The sequence below is a fragment of the Spirosoma utsteinense genome (assembly GCF_014282275.1).
GTDB classification, from domain to species: Bacteria; Bacteroidota; Bacteroidia; order Cytophagales; family Spirosomataceae; genus Spirosoma; species Spirosoma utsteinense.
The window spans coordinates 1-15,991 of record NZ_VFIA01000012.1 but is presented as its reverse complement, the minus strand read 5'-3'; the positions used below and the strand labels follow the sequence as shown (position 1 = coordinate 15,991).

Sequence of the window (15,991 nt, the reverse complement as noted above, 5' to 3'; positions counted from 1 at the left end):
CGTTTAGAACGTTGGCAACGTTATCTTCACCCGGTTACCCCCCCTTCAGGATCTTACCTTAACTCATGGCCCTTAGCTGCCGCTGTTTGGCCAGATCTTCTTTTCTGACGAACGTAACAGGAACGAACTCATCGGTGGGCGAGCCGATGTAATACAGCGCCCAGTCCTTGTCGTAGCTGCTCAGGTGTTGCCGGATGCAGTCAACGCGGTCGAGCGTACCCTGGCCCAGTGTGCCCTGTTCGAAACTGGGCGGGCTTTGAGGAAGTCCGATACAGTCGCCCCAGTAGAATAGCTCGACGCGGTAATGTAACGCCTGCTTCTGACCGTTGATGGTCACGTCAATCTCAATGTCCTGCTTACCGGGCAGGTTCGGGATGGGAATAGCGATGTAGGACATACTGGTATTGGTTTAATCATTACGTAAGGAGTTAACAGGGTTCATCAAGGCGGCTTTTATACTTTGAAAACTAACCGTGAGGAAGGCAATGGCCAGCGCGAGCAAACCGGACCCGGCAAAGACCCACCAGTCAATACCGATCTTGTAGGCAAAGCTCTGTAACCATTGATTCATGGCGTACCAGGCCAGGGGAGTAGCCAGCACGATAGCGATGAGCACCAGTTTGAGGAAGTCGGTAGAAAGCAGGCGGACAATACTGGTTACACTGGCTCCCAGCACTTTCCGGACACCGATCTCTTTGGTGCGCTGCTCCGCCGTGAAGGCCGCCAGTCCGAACAGTCCCAGACAGGCGATCAGCACCGCGAGTAAAGAGAAAACGAGTAATAGCTGCCCTTGCTTCTGCTCCGCTTTGTACTGCCGGGAAAAGTTTTCGTCCAGAAAATGGAAGGTTGGCTCTGCGTTAGGATCGAAGGTTTTATAGACAGATTTTATATGAGCCATGGCCTCGATGACCTTTTCGGGCCGTATCCGAACGTAAAGATTGTCTTTCTCCGATGGCGCAGGCATCTGCAGGACCAGCGGCTCGATCTTATGTTGCAGCGAGTAGGTATGGAAATCGCTCACGACGCCCACCACCCGCGCTTCGGGCGCTACGTCATTGCCCAACTTACGAATACGTTTACCCAGCGGGTGCTGCCAGCCCATCTTTCTGACGAGTGCTTCGTTTACCAGGACGGCACCTAAGCCGTCGCTTACCGACTCGGTGAAGTTACGGCCCTGGAGCAGTTTGATCTGCAACGTAGGCAGGTAGTCGGCGTCGACCGAAAACGTTTGAATCACCTGACTGACCGTAGACATGATGCCGTTGTGCTCGACCATCATGCCGTTTGAGCCAATATTATTGTTGCCGATGGGATTGCTGGCGGCTGATACCTGCTCGATAAGCGGGCTTTTCTTTAATTCATTTTTCAGCGCCTGGATTTGTTTCCGGCCCTCGTCACCATCCAGGTGAAACGTCAGCACCTGTTCCTTGTTGAACCCCAGATTCTTGTGCAGGGCGTAGCCTATCTGCCGGTAAATGACCCAGGAACAAGCGATCAGGGCTACAGCCGCCACGAACTGAAACACGACCAGCGACTGGCGAAACAAACCGCCCCCAATCTGAACCCGGCCCTTCAGCGCCACCACTGGCCGGAAACCCGACAGGAGCAGGGCCGGGTAAAGGCCGCTTGCCAGTCCAAGAGCTACCAAAAATACCGCCAGCGCCAGCAGCGTAGCCGACGTTCCGTAGTGCATCAGCGTCAGCGACTTGCCCGACAGTTCGTTAAAGAGCGGCAAGAATGCATTCGCCAGTACAACACCGACGATACTGGCCAGGAATGCCATCAGCATCGATTCGGTCAGGAACTGACTCAATAGCTGACTCCGCCGGGAGCCAATGGCTTTACGAACGCCTACTTCGCGCGTGCGTGTCATGGCCCGAACCGTGTACAGATTTACATAATTGATACCGGCAATGAGCAGAATAAGGGCGGCAATCAACGCAAAGGTATAAACGGTGCTGATCGTTCCGTTCGGGCTGATTTCGTAATCCAGATGCGAATGCAGGTGGATCGACGGGAGGGACTGAAGCTCCAGACGGTAGTCCAGATCGCCCATTTCTTTCCTGAGGTACTTCTGGTAGAACTTGGGCAGTTTAGCCGTCAGGGTTTCAGCATCACTGTCTTTATTCAGCAACAGATACGTGTAGAGTTCAAAATTCTGCCAGCCATTGGTGTAGTTGGTCGGCAATGACCGGAGTGCACTGAACTGAAGGTGCGAATTTGAAGGTACGTCCTCTATGACGCCCGTGACCCGGTTGGGAAAGTTATTGGCGAATGCGATGGTTTGCCCCACGGCCCTGGATGCGTCGCCAAACAGCTTTTCGGCCAGGCTTTTCGTCAGCACGATACTCTGGGGCTGAACCAGTGCGGTTGCCGGATCGCCGTGCAGAAAGGGGAAAGAAAAAACGTCGAATACCGTCGGTTCGGTGAACAGAATGTCACTGACATCGAGTCTCTTGTCTTTGTAGGTGATAATGCCGCCACCTTCGGGCTGAAAGCGTACCGTCTTTTCAATTTCCGGGTAATCAGTTTTCAGGGCAGCGGCAAAAGGAGCCGAGGTTGGCGCTAGCTGAAGATTGCCGCCCGACCAACTGGCGTAGTGTACCACCCGGAAAATCCGATCGGCGTTGGTATGGAAGCGGTCGTAGCTCAGTTCATGCCCTACATACAGGCCCATCAGCCCTACAGCGGCAATGCCCACGCCCATACCGACACTATTCAGCGTGCTGAACAAGCGGTTTTTCCAGAGATTCCGGAATGCGATTTTAAGGTAGTTCTGGATCATTATCCGCTGCGGTGAAGGGTTCGATAACCGTACGTATTTCTACGTCAAAAGCTGTACCATTAAGTCAACTAATTGATGATCACTAGGTTGGAAATGAATGAAAAGTGTTTGTGTCCGAAAGCGGACAGCGGTTTGTTCAGTTGCGGACAACCGATTTATAACATCAAGTAGCTTTTCGGGCTTCTTTCTTTTGTGATTTGAGGAATGAAACCATACCTAACCGATGACAGAACTGGAAAAGATGCTGGCAGGTGACTTGTACGACGCCAGCGATGCTACTCTGGTACGCATGCGAACAGAAGCCCGTACCCTGTTCTCCGAGTTCAACCGGACGCCCTACGATGCCGAGCCTGAACGGCGCAAACTACTTCAGCAGCTTTTGGGGCATGCGGGTGATAATCTCAATATTCAGCCTCCGTTCTACTGCGACTACGGTACGAACATCAGCATTGGAGCAAACGGATTTCTCAATTTCAACTGCATTTTTCTCGATTGTGCCCGGATCACCATTGGTGTCAATTTTCAATGCGCGCCCAATGTGCAACTCTACGCGGCCTATCATCCGGTGATGGCCGCCGAGCGCATCAAGGGGCCGGAACTGGCGTTACCCATTACCATTGGTGATAATGTCTGGCTGGGAGGGGGCGTCATCGTTTGCCCCGGCGTCACCATCGGCGACAATACGACGATCGGAGCGGGCAGTGTCGTTACCAAGGATATCCCGGCCAGCGTATTTGCCGCCGGCAATCCCTGCCGCGTTATCAGAACCTTATGACGAAGTGATGCCCGCCGGAATTATTTCAGGGTTCTTTCTGGCTACATTGGCCCTATGAAAACGACGTTCACCGAAAAACTCAGGGGTAGCCGACCACTCCTCGGAACCATTGTCTCCCTGCCGTCTCCCGAACTCAGCGAACTCCTGTCGCTGGCGGGCTTCGACTGGCTTTTTATCGATATGGAACATGGCCCCCTGTCTATTGGAGATGCCCAGCGGCTGTTGCAGGCGGTAAAGAATGACTGTAACGCCATCGTTCGGGTGGCCGAAAACAACCCTATCCTGATCAAACAGGCGCTGGACATCGGGGCCGACGGTATCATCGTTCCGCTGGTCAACTCGGCGGAGGAGGCCCGTCAGGCTGTGGCTTCAGCCCGGTACCCTCCGTTGGGAAAACGCAGCGTTGGCCTCGCCCGTGCCCACGACTATGGCCTGCACTTTGCCGATTATATTCAGCGCGCCAACCAGACGCTGGCGGTCATCATTCAGATCGAACATCAGGACGCCGTCAACAACCTGGATGAAATTCTTGCCGTAGAAGGCATCGATGGCGTATTCATCGGCCCCTATGATCTGTCCGGCAGTATGAACCGACTGGGCGATGTGTTCAGTGCGCCCGTTCAGGAGGCTATCGCCGAGGTCAAATCCAAATGCGCCCGGAAAAACATCCCCGTTGGTATATTTCTGCAACAACCGGATCAGCTGGAAGCGGAAATAGCCAGCGGCACCACCTTTCTGGCCGTAGGAACGGATACGTTTTTTGTGTGGAGCGGTGCGCAAAACGTGGTAAACGCGTTCAAGGCAGGGTTAGCGCGCTGACCATCGGGCTTGTTCTACTCGCTTCGTAAACTTTTTACGGGATTCATCAGGGCGGCCCGGATACTCTGGAAACTCACCGTCAGCAGGGCGATACCTACTGCCAGCATCCCTGCCAGCGCAAAGACCCACCACTCGATATCGACTCTATACGCAAAGCCCTGTAGCCATCGGTTCATGGCGTACCAGGCCAGGGGCGAAGCAATGAACATGGCCACGACCACCAGTTTCAGGAAGTCCTGAGAGAGTAGCGTCACGATGCTGGTCACACTGGCCCCGAGCACTTTGCGAACACCAATTTCCTTGGTTCGTTGCTGCGCGGCAAAAGCGGCCAGACCAAATAGCCCCAGGCATGAAATGAGGATGGAGATAATGGTAAAATACGTGACGATGCGCGACGTGCGGGTATCGGACTGGTAGTTGCGCTGGAAATCCTCATCGAGGAAACTGTATTCAAATGGCTCATCGGGGCGGACAGCTTTCCATTTCTGCTCCAGAAAAGGGAGTACGCTGCCTACCTCGGCGGTGTTGATATGAACAAGGAGGTAATTGAAGAACGGCTGGTTGTTAAGTAAAAAAGCGTAGGGCTGGATGGGTCGGTGCAGGTCTTCGAAATGGAAATCCCTGATAACGCCCACAATCTCGACCGACGAAACCGTACCCTGCTCGTCGTGATTCAGCTTCTGGCCGATCGCTTTTTGCAGCGGGATGCCCAACTGACGCAGGGTCGCTTCATTGACGATCATCCGGTTGCTGGTATCACCCGGAAACTGGGGCGAAAACAAGCGGCCCTTGAGGAGCTGGAAGCCCATCTGCTGCATGAAGCCCTGATCGACCCAGTTGGTTTTAACGGTCTGAATCTGGCTGATGGTCTGATCGGGGCGATACAGACTAACATCGCTTGGGTTGATAATGCCGGGGTAGTACATGGCTCCGGTTGCGCCTAGAATCTGGTTGTTTCGCGCTATTTCGTTCCGTAGTGCCGTGTAGGCCTTGTGCGATTCGTCGCTGCGAAGCGGAATGACCAGCTGCTGGTCTTTCGTGAAACCCAGTGGCTGGTTGCGCAGGAAATCCATTTGCCGCTGAATGATCAGGGTGGTGAAAACAAGTCCAATCGAAATCACAAACTGGAAAACGACCAGCCCCCGGCGCAGGGCAATCGCCGACATTGAGTTGGTGAATCGACCTTTGAGCACCTGGATGGGATTAAACACCGACAGGTAAAAGGCGGGGTAACTGCCCGCTACCAGGCCCGTCACGAGAGCCAGTAACAGGAAGGTGCCCAGGATAGCCGGATTTATAAGTTCCGAGAAGAGCAGTTGTTTTTCTGTCAGCTGGTTGAAAACAGGAAGCAGCCCGGCAACGAGCCCGAAGGCAATGACCAGCGCCAGCAGGGTGAGCACCATCGATTCGCCCAGAAACTGCCCGATCAGCGCACCCCGCTCGGCACCCATCACTTTTCGGATACCGACTTCGGCAGCCCGTTTGGCCGATCGGGCCGTAGCCAGATTCATGAAGTTGATGCAGGCGATCAGCAGGGTAAACAGGGCGATGGAAGCCAGGATATATAAATACGTCGTGCTGTTCGTTGGCGTTATCACTTCCCGGACTTTCGAGTAGAGATGAAGACCGGGCACGGGCACCAGAAAAAGACGCTTGTCTTTCCCGTTGGCTGCCAGATCCTTGCGGGCGTATTTCTCGACAAAGGCCGGAAGTTTACGCGTCAGTTGCTCGCCATTGGTTCCTTCATGCAGACGCACGTAGGTGTAAAACATGTTGTTGGTATGGAATGCCTGGGGCTGATCGCGCAGGAAACCACCCACCCAGCCGGCGTTCATCGGCAGGAAAAAACGGGCGTCGATATGCGACCGGGCACTTTCGTCGCGAAATACGCCCGTCACCTTGAAACTCTCGCCATTACCGGCAACACCATTGATGCGAATGAGCTTGTTCAGCGCCGGAACATCGCCAAATAGTTTGCGGGCCACCGGTTCCGACAAAACGATAGAATGGGCATCCTGCAACGCTGTTTTAGGGTCGCCCTCGCTGAACTGATAACTGAATACATCGAAGAACGTGGGGTCAATCTGGTAGCCCTTCGTTTCGTAGAAAGCCTGAACCGGTTTGCCCGACTCCCGCACCTGGAACAGCGTTTTACTTTCAATGAAGTTGGCCCATACCCGGGTAACCTGGTCGACTTCGGGAAACTCCGATTTCAGAGCCGCTGCGTACGGGGAGGATAGCCGGGGAACCTCTTCGTAACTGCCCGCCGAAAACAGCGCATCGCTACTCACCAGATACAGGTTGCTGGCATGCTGATGGTGTTTGTCGAACGAAAGCTCACTGCGGATGTACAGCAGCAACAGCATGCAACAGGTGAGGCCAACGGAGAGCCCCAGGATATTGATGGCCGAAAAGGACTTACTCCGAAGCAGATTCCGTACCGCGATCTTGAAATAGTTGGTAAACATGGGAGGAAAGGAGGAAAGGAGGAAAGGAGGAAAGGAGGAGAGGAGGAGAGGGAGGAGGGGGAAGAAAGGGAGGAGGGTGAGAGGAATCCCTTTACTCCTTCCTCCCTTTACTCCTTCCTCCCTCTCTTCCCTCACTCCGTTCTCAATGCATTGATCGGATTCATTAATGCGGCACTGACGGCCCGGTAGCCAATAGTCAGCATGGCAACCACGAACGTTCCCAGGATGGCCAGCGCAAATACGCCGATGCCCAGATCAATTTTATATTCAAAGTTCTTGAGCCAGGCATTCATGGCGTACCAGGCAATAGGGGCCGCTACGACGAAGGCAATCAGAATCAGGCGGGAAAACTCGTTCACGAAAATCCAGACGATCTGACCTGTGCTGCTGCCCAGCACTTTACGGATACCGATTTCCTTCGTTTTCTGAGCCGCCATGAACGACACCAGCCCATATAACCCCAAACAGCCAATGAACAGAGCAATGGCGGCAAACGCCTGAATCAGCTTGAGCATGAGTGCTTCGGTTTCGTAAAACTCCGCGATCTGCTCATCCAGAAACTGGTACTCGAAGATCTGATCGGGATGCGTTTCGGTCCATACTTTTTCCAGTCCCGCCAGCGTCGTTCGGGCGTTGGCCAGGTTGATCTTCACGGCATAATAGCTGTACTGTTCGGTTGCCGATGCAATGCAGACGGCACTGATGTCTTCGTGGAACGACAGATTGTGGAAATCCCTGACGACACCCACGATGGGGCCTTTCAACCGGTCGCCGTTCAGACTGATAACCTTGCCAATTACCTCCTGCGCCTTGTTGAGGTTGAGCTTTTTGGCGAAGGTTTCATTGACCAGAAACTCCCTTACCGTGTCGGCCGGGTATATATTTCGTCCGGCTACCAGCTGCAGACCAAACAGGGAGGTGTACTGATCGTCGGCCGCCCGCACGTTGATACTGAAACTTTCGTCTTCGGAACGGTTATCATACCGGGGTGAGGTGTTCCAGTTATTATCCGACGCGGGAGCGGCCTGGCAAAGGGCTACCCGCTTTACGCCGGCCAGCCTGGAAAAGCGATTTTGTATCGTGTGCTGCGTCTGAAGCTTCGATTCCGACGCTATCGGGACCATGACAACGGCCTCTTTGTCGAAGCCCAGATCAGACTGTTGCGCAAACCGCATCTGGCTGGCAATGATGATCACGCCAATGATGAGCATCTGCGAAATGGCGAACTGGGTCACAATGAGCGTCCGGCGGGTGTTGAAACCCCCGATCGACTGCTGCGAGAGTTTGCCTTTCAGGGCCACAACCGGTTGAAAACGGGCCAGAATGAGGCCGGGGTAAGAACCCGAAAAAAAGGTGACAACCACCACCAGCAAGCCAGTGAAGGCTGTGAGTTGCCAGTTAGCCAGAAAATCGATGCGCATTCCCGACTGAAACCAGTCGTTGACGAAGGGCAGGGCCAACTGCGAACCTAACACCGCGAGTAGCATAGCCACCACGGTGATAAGCCCGGTTTCGGCGATGAATTGCCAGAATAATTGTCCCCGCAGGCTACCCAGTGCTTTCCGGACGCCTACTTCTTTTGCCCGGTTGATCGCCTGAGCCGTAGCCAGATTGATGAAGTTGACGCAGGCGGTAATGATCAAAAACAAACCGATCAGGGCCAACACCCACAAATTCGTTTTGGTCATGACACCGCCATACTGCGCGTTGAAGTGAATATCGGCCAACGCTTGCAGGTGGTAGTGGTGTACGTTTTTACTGTTGGGACGATACTTTTCAACGTAGGCCGGTAAGACCCGTTCGACCTGCTCCGGCGAAACACCCGGCCGGAGCCGCACAAAGCACTGCATACCGCTCGTCATGCCACCCCAGGCGTCGTCGCTGGCCAGCCATTCATTGAACTGCTTCAGGGTGACGTAAGAAATGAAGATCTCCGTCTGCCGATCGGTATTGGCCGGCAGATCTTTAAGGACGCCGGTAATCCTGAGATCGATCTTGTTATCTACCCGAAGCGTTTTGTTGATGGGATTTGCCGTGCCGAAATACTTTCGTGCCATTCGCTCGGTCAGAATAGCGGTGTTGGGCTCAGTCAGCGCTGTTCCCGGGTCGCCCGCGAGGAACGGAAAGTTGAAGAGATCGAAAAACGCCGATTCGGCAAACGCGACCCCTTCTTCCTCTTTGAATTTCCGGAGGTCGCGGCCGTCTTTAACGGTGATCAGGATATCGGTAGCGGTAAAAATCCGGGCAACGTTCTCGCCGAACGTATAATCATTCCGGAATGCCTTGCCCAGCGGACTCGGCACGCTGGATGCGTAGCTCGTAGTTTCCCGCTTCTGCTCGGTCACAAAGCGGTAGATCCGGTCCCGGTTGGGGTGGAAATTATCGAAACTCAGGTGATGGGTGACGAGCGTGAAAATAAGAATTCCACAGCTCATCCCCAGCGCCAGACCCAGCACGTTGATAGCGGTATACGCTTTGTTACGGACCAGATTCCGGAAGGATATTTTGATGTAATTGAGTAGCATACGTTTCTTTCGTAGAGACGCGACCCTTCGCGTCTGGTCTGTCTCGCGGTTGTTTTGGTCTATTTCGCGTCTGTTTTGGTTTTCACCTCTATTGTGTAGAACGTTTTTGCTGACGCGTACCAGACGCGAAGGGTCGCGTCTCTACTCGGTTTTTAACGAATTGACAGGATTCATGAGGGCGGCTTTGATGCTTTGGAAACTGACGGTCAGCAAGGCGATACCAATGGCGAGCATACCCGCCAGCAGGAACACCCACCACGCGATGTCGATCCGGTAGGCGAAGTCCTGTAGCCACTGATTCATGCCATACCAGGCTACCGGCACCGCAATGACTAGGGCAATAGCAACCAGCTTCAGGAAGTCTTTCGACAGCAGGCCAACAATACTGGCGACCGACGCCCCGAGCACCTTACGCACGCCAATTTCTTTGGTACGTTGTTCAGCCATGAACGTGGCCAGACCGAACAGGCCCAGGCAGGCGACGAAAATGGTCAGGCCGGCAAAAATGCCCAGGATGAGACCTGTTTTCTGCTCGGTCTGGTAAGTGGCGTTGAAGCGTTCATCCAGGAAGGCGTAGGTAAAGGGGGCATCGGTCGTGAACTGATTCCACTGCTTCTTCAGGGAAGCCAGCAACCCGGCGAGGTCTTTGGTCTTTACTTTAGCAATGACCGTCCCCGAGCTGTTGCCCAGCAGCATCACCAGGGGCGAAATCGGTTCGTGCAGCGATTTAAAGTGAAAGTCTTTCACAACACCAATTACCCGATAGGTCGTGACGTTGCCTTCATTGTTGGCCCGGCTCAGGGTCTTCCCCAACGCATTTTTCGTCCAGCCCAGTGTTTTGGCCGCTGTTTCATTCAGGATGATTCCCGACGAATCGGTGCCGTATGTCTTCGAGAAATTGCGTCCGGCCGCCAGTTTCATCCCCAGCGTTGGAATGTAGGCATAATCGACATCGTAGCGGAGCGTCTTGATGATCTGCGTTGCATTGGATTCGGGGTAGACGAAGAAGTTATTGTTGTTGCTGGGTCCGGCGGGCAGGTAACCCGACGTGCTGACATTGACCACCCGCGAATCCTGCATAAGCTGATTGCGGAAGGCCTCTTCGTTCTTGCCCAGTAACCAGGTTTCGGGAAGTACCAGCACCTGCTCTTTATCGTAACCAAGCTTCTTGTTCTGAATATAGTCGAGCTGCCGGTAAACCACCGTTGTGCCAATCATCAGGGTAATGGAAATAAAGAACTGAATGATGACCAGCCCGCTCCGTAAGCTGATACTGTTGCTGTTGCCGGTGAATTTAGCGCCTTTGAGTACCAGAATGGGTTTGAACGACGAGAGGAAAAAGGCGGGATAGCTACCCGCCAGAACGCCCACCGCCAAACCGAACAGCAGTAGTCCGGGCAGAAGCCAGGGATTAGTCAGGAAGTTAAGCGTAAGGGTTTTGTCGGCTAGCCGGTTGAAAGCAGGCAGGGTGGCATAGACGAGACCAATGGCCAGTATAAGCGCCACCGCCGTTAATACGAGCGATTCGACCAGAAACTGGCCGGTCAGGCTTTGCCGCATCGACCCCAGCACTTTCCGGATACCCACTTCTTTAGCGCGTTTAGAGGCTCCGGCGGTCGACAGGTTCATGAAGTTGATGCAGGCAATCAGCAGCATAAACAGAGCAATGGACCCAAAGAGATAGACATACTGACTGTTGCCGGCGGGGGAGAGGTCAAACCCAAAATCGGAATGAAGGTGAATAGCGGTGAGGGGTTGCAGGAATAGACCGATGTCATTGCCTTTCTGCCGGAACTGGGCCAACGTCATACCCATCGACTGCTGCAACTGCGGTCCCATGTATTTCTCGACAACCTGGGGTAATTTGGCTTCCAGCCGCTTGTAATCGTAGCCTTCGGGCAGGACCAGGTAGGTGAAAAATTCCGACGTCAGCCACGACGTCGACTTCGCTTCGGGCAGGCTCGACATCGACAGAAACAAATCGAAGTGGAAATGTGAATTGGTGGGCACGTTGTCGATCACCCCCGTTACCTGATACGTACTCTGCCAGCTTTTCATGGTGATGATCTTGCCAATAGGGTCCTGATCGCCGAAATACTTGCTGGCCATTGCCTTTGTAATAACGGCTGTATTGGGTCGGGTCAGGACCGTTTTGGCGTTCGGTCCGGCGTCCCGGCCTGTCAGCAGGGGCAGCGTAAAGACCTGAAAGAAATTGGCGTCGGTAAACGCAACCGTCGCATCCCGGAACGTCTTGTTATCTATTGTAATGACCGGCGAGCCGCCCAGACGGATTCGGGTGGCATCCAGTACTTCAGGGTAATCGGCCTTGAGCGTCTGGGCGGTGGGTGGCATCACGTGGGCTTCGTTCATCTTACCCCCCGCCGATGTTCCCTTGAAAACAACCCGCACGATCTGGTCAGCCTTGGCATTGAAGCGGTCGTAGCTCAGTTCATCGAGCACGAAGAGACTGATGAGCAGGCAGGTAGCCAGCCCAATAGCCAGCCCGATGATGTTGATGGCCGAGAACGCTTTGTTGCGGGTTAGATTCCGCCAGGCGATTTTAAGATAACTTCTTACCATGAGTACGCGATGTTTATGGAAACTTGGCGCTGACTATACCTGCCCAAATGACGTACCAGAATTCTAAGTCACTAATTGTCAGTTATATACTGATTGCCGTGGTTGGTTCGTGTCCGCAAATGGACGGTTTTTCGTTCAGTTTCGGACACGGCCCGCGCTTTTTACTTGAAGGTGGGGCTTTTTCCTCTGAGTCGGATTAGCCGCTTGTCACATAGGCATTGTGTGTGGCTGGTGGGTTGCGCAATATTGTGCTGTGGTCGTCAGCCCGTGGCCGCTTCCTTCCCGATGAAAAAGATCTTCATATCCTTCGCGACTGCCCTGCAAAATATCCGCAACCGTTTCTTCCATACGGTACTGTCCATTCTGGGTATCGTCATTGGCGTGGCGGCTCTGGTCGCTATTCTGTCGCTGATCGATGGGCTGGAGCAGTATGCGCAGGAACAGATCACGAAAACCACCTCGCTCAAAGCCATCATGGTGTTTCCGAATCCTTACAAATCAGTGAACGACGTAGAGGTTCGGAAGGAAAACTACGGGTATTTCGACAACACCACCTTCGGTCAGCTGCAATCATCGTTGACCAAACAGGCGACCGGGTATCTGTACATCCGACAAAACGCGGAGGTAACCGCGCCGGGCGATACCCACCGAATCGGTACGATCGTGACGGGGCTGGGCTTGCCACTCCACCCGGACCTGACACTTGTGCAGGGGCGGGCCTTCACCGAAGCGGAGTTGAACAACCGGCAATCCGTGGCGCTGATCAACCAGAAACTGGCGCGGCAGCTGGTGGGTAAACAACCGGATAAAGCAGCGCTTGGCCGGCAGGTCGTTTACCAGAACAAGCGGTTGACCGTGATTGGGATTACAGCCGACAAAGATGCCAAAGCGGGGCAACTGCTGATGCCGCTTACTTTCTTTTCCGACAGTGCCCTGAAAGCCAATCCGCCCATGGGCGTGATCGAAGCGGGAAACGTTGAAGATGTGCCCGCCCTGAAGACGGAGATTGAAAACTGGCTGAAAGCCAACATGAAAAACCAGACAGCCGATTTTGCGATCGTCACCAATGAGCAGCGGGTTGGTCAGGCCGCCAAAGGGTTCATGCTGTTCCGGCTCATCATGGGCCTTATCGTGGGCATCTCGGTCCTGGTGGGTGGTATTGGCGTGATGAACGTCCTGCTGATCTCGGTCACCGAGCGAACGGTGGAGATTGGCGTCCGGAAAGCCCTCGGGGCGAAACGGAGGGATATTTTATGGCAGTTTCTGTCGGAGTCCATCACCATTTCTACGCTGGGCAGCCTGCTGGGGTTGGCGCTGGGTCTGCTAAGCACCCTGGCGTTCATACCCATCGTGAAAGCCCTCACCGACGTACCGTTTCAGGTTGCCTATACCTGGAATACATTCATTATTATCATGGTCATTGCCATGCTGATCGGCGTCATATTCGGTACCTACCCCGCCATGCGGGCCGCCCGGCTCGATCCGGTCGAAGCCATCCGGCGGGAGTAGCCGAAACCGAACCAGATGTGAGAGGCTTACCAGACGGTGAACTCCACCCGCCGGTTAACGATCCGTTCGGCTTCGGTGGCATTCCCGTTCAGCGGTCGCGAACCCCCGAATCCCCTGGCCCGTACCCGCTCGTCGGCAATTCCGTGCTGGATCAGGTAGTTGGCAACCACTTTTGCCCGGTACTCCGACAGCGTCTGGTTCAGGCGCTGATCCCCGACGTTATCGGTATGCCCGCCAATTTCAATACGGAGAGCAGGCTGATTTTTGAGGGTAAGCACCAGCTTGTCGAGTTCGGCGTAGGAGTCGGGGAGGAGCACGTATTCGCTCTGTTTAAACAGCACATGGGTCAGAATGATGGTTTCGCCCGTGGCTAGTTTGTCGAAAACGGGCGGTGCCACTGTCGGCTTTTCTATGTCTGGTCGGGCCGCGCTCGGTCGGGCCACGCTTGGTTGGGAAGTGCTTGGTTGGGCCGCATCTGGCAGTGGTACAGTCGTTTTTGCCGTAAGCGGACTGGTCGCTGTGGCGGAGGGTGGCGTCTTTACCGGATCGGGCCGTTTGGTAACCTGGACGGGTGGTCTGATTGCCGCAACCGTCCGGGCCGCTGGCTTGGTTACGACCGGCGCAACGGGTCTGATCGCAACGGGTGGGGCGGCTGGTTTGTAGCTCAGAAATTCCGGAGTGAGGATAGACCCCGGTGAACTTCCCGCCGTACGGTACTCATCCGGCTTTACCCAATAGAGTTTAATTTCCCCTTCCAGCATGTCATTGAAATAATCCACGCGCAGGTCATACGTTTTGCCAGCTTCCAGCATCACGCTGCCGGTGAACGTAATGTTATCGTGTAATTCCCAGGCGTCAATGATTTTTTTGTTTCCCACCCAGACCCGCACCCCATCGTCCACCTCAACCGTAAACCGATACATGCCCGACGCAGGTGCCTGTAGTCGGCCCGTCCAGCGAATGGAGTAGTACTGCCGGTCGAGACCTGCTCCCGGTGTTCTCCCGCGCCAGTTGAAATTCAGGTTCGGGTCGATGCGGGAGAATACTTTCCGGTCGAAGTTAGTCCCGGTATAATAGTCACCCTTCAGGCCATGATCGGCGTTGGGCTGGGCCATACCGCGAATGCCTGCCAGCAGGATTGGTGCCAATAGAAGCAGACGGAAGGTGTTCATGACGGAGCCTTGTATGTAGGCAAAAGATGCAATTGATTCCGTTATTCCATACGCAAGATTCTGTTTTTCTATCGTACGCTCCTGGTGCCGTTTATACGGCCGGGCCGTATAAAGCCATTTAACAGCCGACCCTCCAGGTCGGCTGTTACGCTCTAGAAGCTCACCCTCATCAACGCAATGCTCCTGGTTAGCAAACCCGATAAGGCAAACATCCACCAGGCAATGCCGATTCGGTAGGCGAAGTCGCTTAACCACTGGTTCGTGGCATACCAGGCCAGGAGCGAAGCAATGACAATGGCGAAGAGTACCAGCTTCAATATATCCTTCGACAGGAGCATTACGATACTGAGGGCACTGACCCCTACTACTTCATCACGTGTATAAATTTCATCTGAGATAATTTGAAATTCGGTAAGCGAAGTGTTATACAAGTATGTTGACTAATGTAGGTGGGTAAGTCTGTATTCGATTTATTCATCCATTGTTTGTGCGGTGGTTTTTTACAAATGGCAGCTAAGGTTGAGGCTTGCCGAAGTGGGGGAATTAGACGTACAAACCGGGATCGCCCGTGCGATTCGATTTAGCGCAAATGTTCAATAGAATGCCAAATGCTCATTTTAGCACCGCTTCGGCGTTCCGATTCTACCCCCATTTTGGTAAATCCTTGTTAGCGGTAATTTATTTTTTTTCGTCCTACAAATCTTATTACTGAACCTTGTCCATTATGAAAAAGTCCTTCATTAAGTTTAATTTCCATTTCTGCCAATTCTTCAAAGTCATAATTTGGAAAGTCTAACTTTATTTCTTCAATAGAAAACAAAGAAGCGATGTCTTTTGGCCCGCCAACATTTTCATTTTTGGTAACATAGTCAATATGCTTTTTTGCTAAAAGATTCAAAAATAATTACTCCATCTTTTTTTAAATATTTATCAAATGTCTTGTGATATGAAGATTTAATGTCTGCTGGGAAATGAGCATAGATAAGTCCTATTGCGTCAAATTGGCCGGCTATATAATTCATTGTCTGTAATTCGCCAACTTGATAGTCTATTTTTACCTCATTATTTTCCGCAAGTTGTGTAGCTTTCTTTTGTCCTTCAACGCTTATGTCAAACGCAGAAACTGTCCAACCAAGTTTAGCCGCATAAACTGCGTTACGGCCTTCTCCTTCTGCTGGAAAAAGAATTGTCCCAACAGTCAATTTATCTAATTGTTCTTTTAGATATTTGTTAGGTCGTTCCCCATAAGAACGTGTTGGGGAATTGAAAAAGGCTGGTAGTCGTGTCACCTTTGTAGCGACCAAGCAACAAAGCCGTGACCAAACAATTTACTAAACTGACCGACTACCAGTGGGCCG

12 protein-coding genes are annotated in these 15,991 nt (G+C 53.2%); 3 read left to right on the top strand and 9 right to left on the bottom strand.

What is annotated here, in order from left to right; genetic code table 11:
• Positions 1-58 precede the first annotated feature (58 nt).
• The gene (locus FH603_RS11300) at positions 59-397 is read right to left on the bottom strand and encodes a hypothetical protein (RefSeq protein ID WP_186737608.1); all 339 of its coding nucleotides are present in this window, start codon (positions 395-397) and stop codon (positions 59-61) included.
• 12 nt (positions 398-409) lie between these two features.
• Positions 410-2,785: an ABC transporter permease gene (locus FH603_RS11295; protein ID WP_186737607.1), complete on the bottom strand. Its 2,376-nt coding sequence runs from the start codon at positions 2,783-2,785 to the stop codon at positions 410-412.
• A 223-nt stretch (positions 2,786-3,008) separates the two neighbouring features.
• Here FH603_RS11295 and FH603_RS11290 point away from each other — a divergent pair, with 223 nt between their 5' ends.
• Positions 3,009-3,560 (top strand): sugar O-acetyltransferase, encoded by a 552-nt coding sequence (locus FH603_RS11290; RefSeq protein WP_186737606.1) that lies wholly within the window; start codon positions 3,009-3,011, stop codon positions 3,558-3,560.
• Positions 3,561-3,614: 54 nt separating this feature from the next.
• On the top strand, positions 3,615-4,379 hold the full coding sequence (locus FH603_RS11285) for an HpcH/HpaI aldolase family protein (protein WP_186737605.1): 765 nt from the start codon (positions 3,615-3,617) through the stop codon (positions 4,377-4,379).
• 14 nt (positions 4,380-4,393) lie between these two features.
• Here the strand turns inward: FH603_RS11285 and FH603_RS11280 are convergent, their stop codons facing one another.
• The 3 genes from FH603_RS11280 to FH603_RS11270 all read right to left on the bottom strand — a co-directional run bounded on the left by FH603_RS11280 (position 4,394) and on the right by FH603_RS11270 (position 11,952).
• Complete coding sequence (locus tag FH603_RS11280) at positions 4,394-6,847, bottom strand: ABC transporter permease (RefSeq protein WP_186737604.1); 2,454 nt, start codon at positions 6,845-6,847, stop codon at positions 4,394-4,396.
• 131 nt (positions 6,848-6,978) lie between these two features.
• Positions 6,979-9,372 carry an ABC transporter permease gene (locus tag FH603_RS11275; RefSeq protein WP_186737603.1) on the bottom strand — a complete coding sequence of 798 codons (2,394 nt, stop codon included), beginning with the start codon at positions 9,370-9,372 and terminating at the stop codon, positions 6,979-6,981.
• Positions 9,373-9,513: 141 nt separating this feature from the next.
• On the bottom strand, positions 9,514-11,952 hold the full coding sequence (locus tag FH603_RS11270) for an ABC transporter permease (RefSeq protein WP_186737602.1): 2,439 nt from the start codon (positions 11,950-11,952) through the stop codon (positions 9,514-9,516).
• A gap of 285 nt (positions 11,953-12,237) precedes the next feature.
• On the opposite strand from FH603_RS11270, the gene FH603_RS11265 reads away from it, so the two are divergent.
• A complete protein-coding gene (locus FH603_RS11265; protein ID WP_186737601.1) occupies positions 12,238-13,461 on the top strand; it encodes an ABC transporter permease in 1,224 nt (407 codons plus the stop codon).
• Positions 13,462-13,487: 26 nt separating this feature from the next.
• On the opposite strand, the gene FH603_RS11260 is transcribed toward FH603_RS11265, so the two are convergent.
• The 4 genes from FH603_RS11260 to FH603_RS29095 all read right to left on the bottom strand — a co-directional run bounded on the left by FH603_RS11260 (position 13,488) and on the right by FH603_RS29095 (position 15,922).
• Complete coding sequence (locus FH603_RS11260) at positions 13,488-14,633, bottom strand: PA14 domain-containing protein (protein ID WP_235985589.1); 1,146 nt, start codon at positions 14,631-14,633, stop codon at positions 13,488-13,490.
• Positions 14,634-14,785: 152 nt separating this feature from the next.
• On the bottom strand, positions 14,786-14,971 hold the full coding sequence (locus FH603_RS11255; protein ID WP_186737600.1) for a hypothetical protein: 186 nt from the start codon (positions 14,969-14,971) through the stop codon (positions 14,786-14,788).
• Positions 14,972-15,300: 329 nt separating this feature from the next.
• On the bottom strand, positions 15,301-15,531 hold the full coding sequence (locus FH603_RS29100; RefSeq protein WP_317171325.1) for a hypothetical protein: 231 nt from the start codon (positions 15,529-15,531) through the stop codon (positions 15,301-15,303).
• Positions 15,503-15,922, bottom strand: coding sequence for a class I SAM-dependent methyltransferase (locus tag FH603_RS29095; protein WP_317171326.1), 420 nt, complete (start codon positions 15,920-15,922; stop codon positions 15,503-15,505). Before FH603_RS29095 ends, FH603_RS29100 begins: the two co-directional genes overlap by 29 nt.
• Positions 15,923-15,991 lie beyond the last annotated feature (69 nt).

Bases quoted from the DNA above. Each gene is read 5' to 3' on its own strand.
- FH603_RS11270 (WP_186737602.1), bottom strand. From the start codon at position 11,952: ATGGTAAGAAGTTATCTTAAAATCGCCTGGCGGAATCTAACCCGCAAC.
- FH603_RS11260 (WP_235985589.1), bottom strand. From the start codon at position 14,633: ATGAACACCTTCCGTCTGCTTCTATTGGCACCAATCCTGCTGGCAGGC.
- FH603_RS11265 (WP_186737601.1), top strand. From the start codon at position 12,238: ATGAAAAAGATCTTCATATCCTTCGCGACTGCCCTGCAAAATATCCGC.
- FH603_RS11290 (WP_186737606.1), top strand. From the start codon at position 3,009: ATGACAGAACTGGAAAAGATGCTGGCAGGTGACTTGTACGACGCCAGC.
- FH603_RS11300 (WP_186737608.1), bottom strand. From the start codon at position 397: ATGTCCTACATCGCTATTCCCATCCCGAACCTGCCCGGTAAGCAGGAC.
- FH603_RS11280 (WP_186737604.1), bottom strand. From the start codon at position 6,847: ATGTTTACCAACTATTTCAAGATCGCGGTACGGAATCTGCTTCGGAGT.
- FH603_RS11275 (WP_186737603.1), bottom strand. From the start codon at position 9,372: ATGCTACTCAATTACATCAAAATATCCTTCCGGAATCTGGTCCGTAAC.
- FH603_RS11295 (WP_186737607.1), bottom strand. From the start codon at position 2,785: ATGATCCAGAACTACCTTAAAATCGCATTCCGGAATCTCTGGAAAAAC.
- FH603_RS11255 (WP_186737600.1), bottom strand. From the start codon at position 14,971: ATGCTCCTGTCGAAGGATATATTGAAGCTGGTACTCTTCGCCATTGTC.
- FH603_RS11285 (WP_186737605.1), top strand. From the start codon at position 3,615: ATGAAAACGACGTTCACCGAAAAACTCAGGGGTAGCCGACCACTCCTC.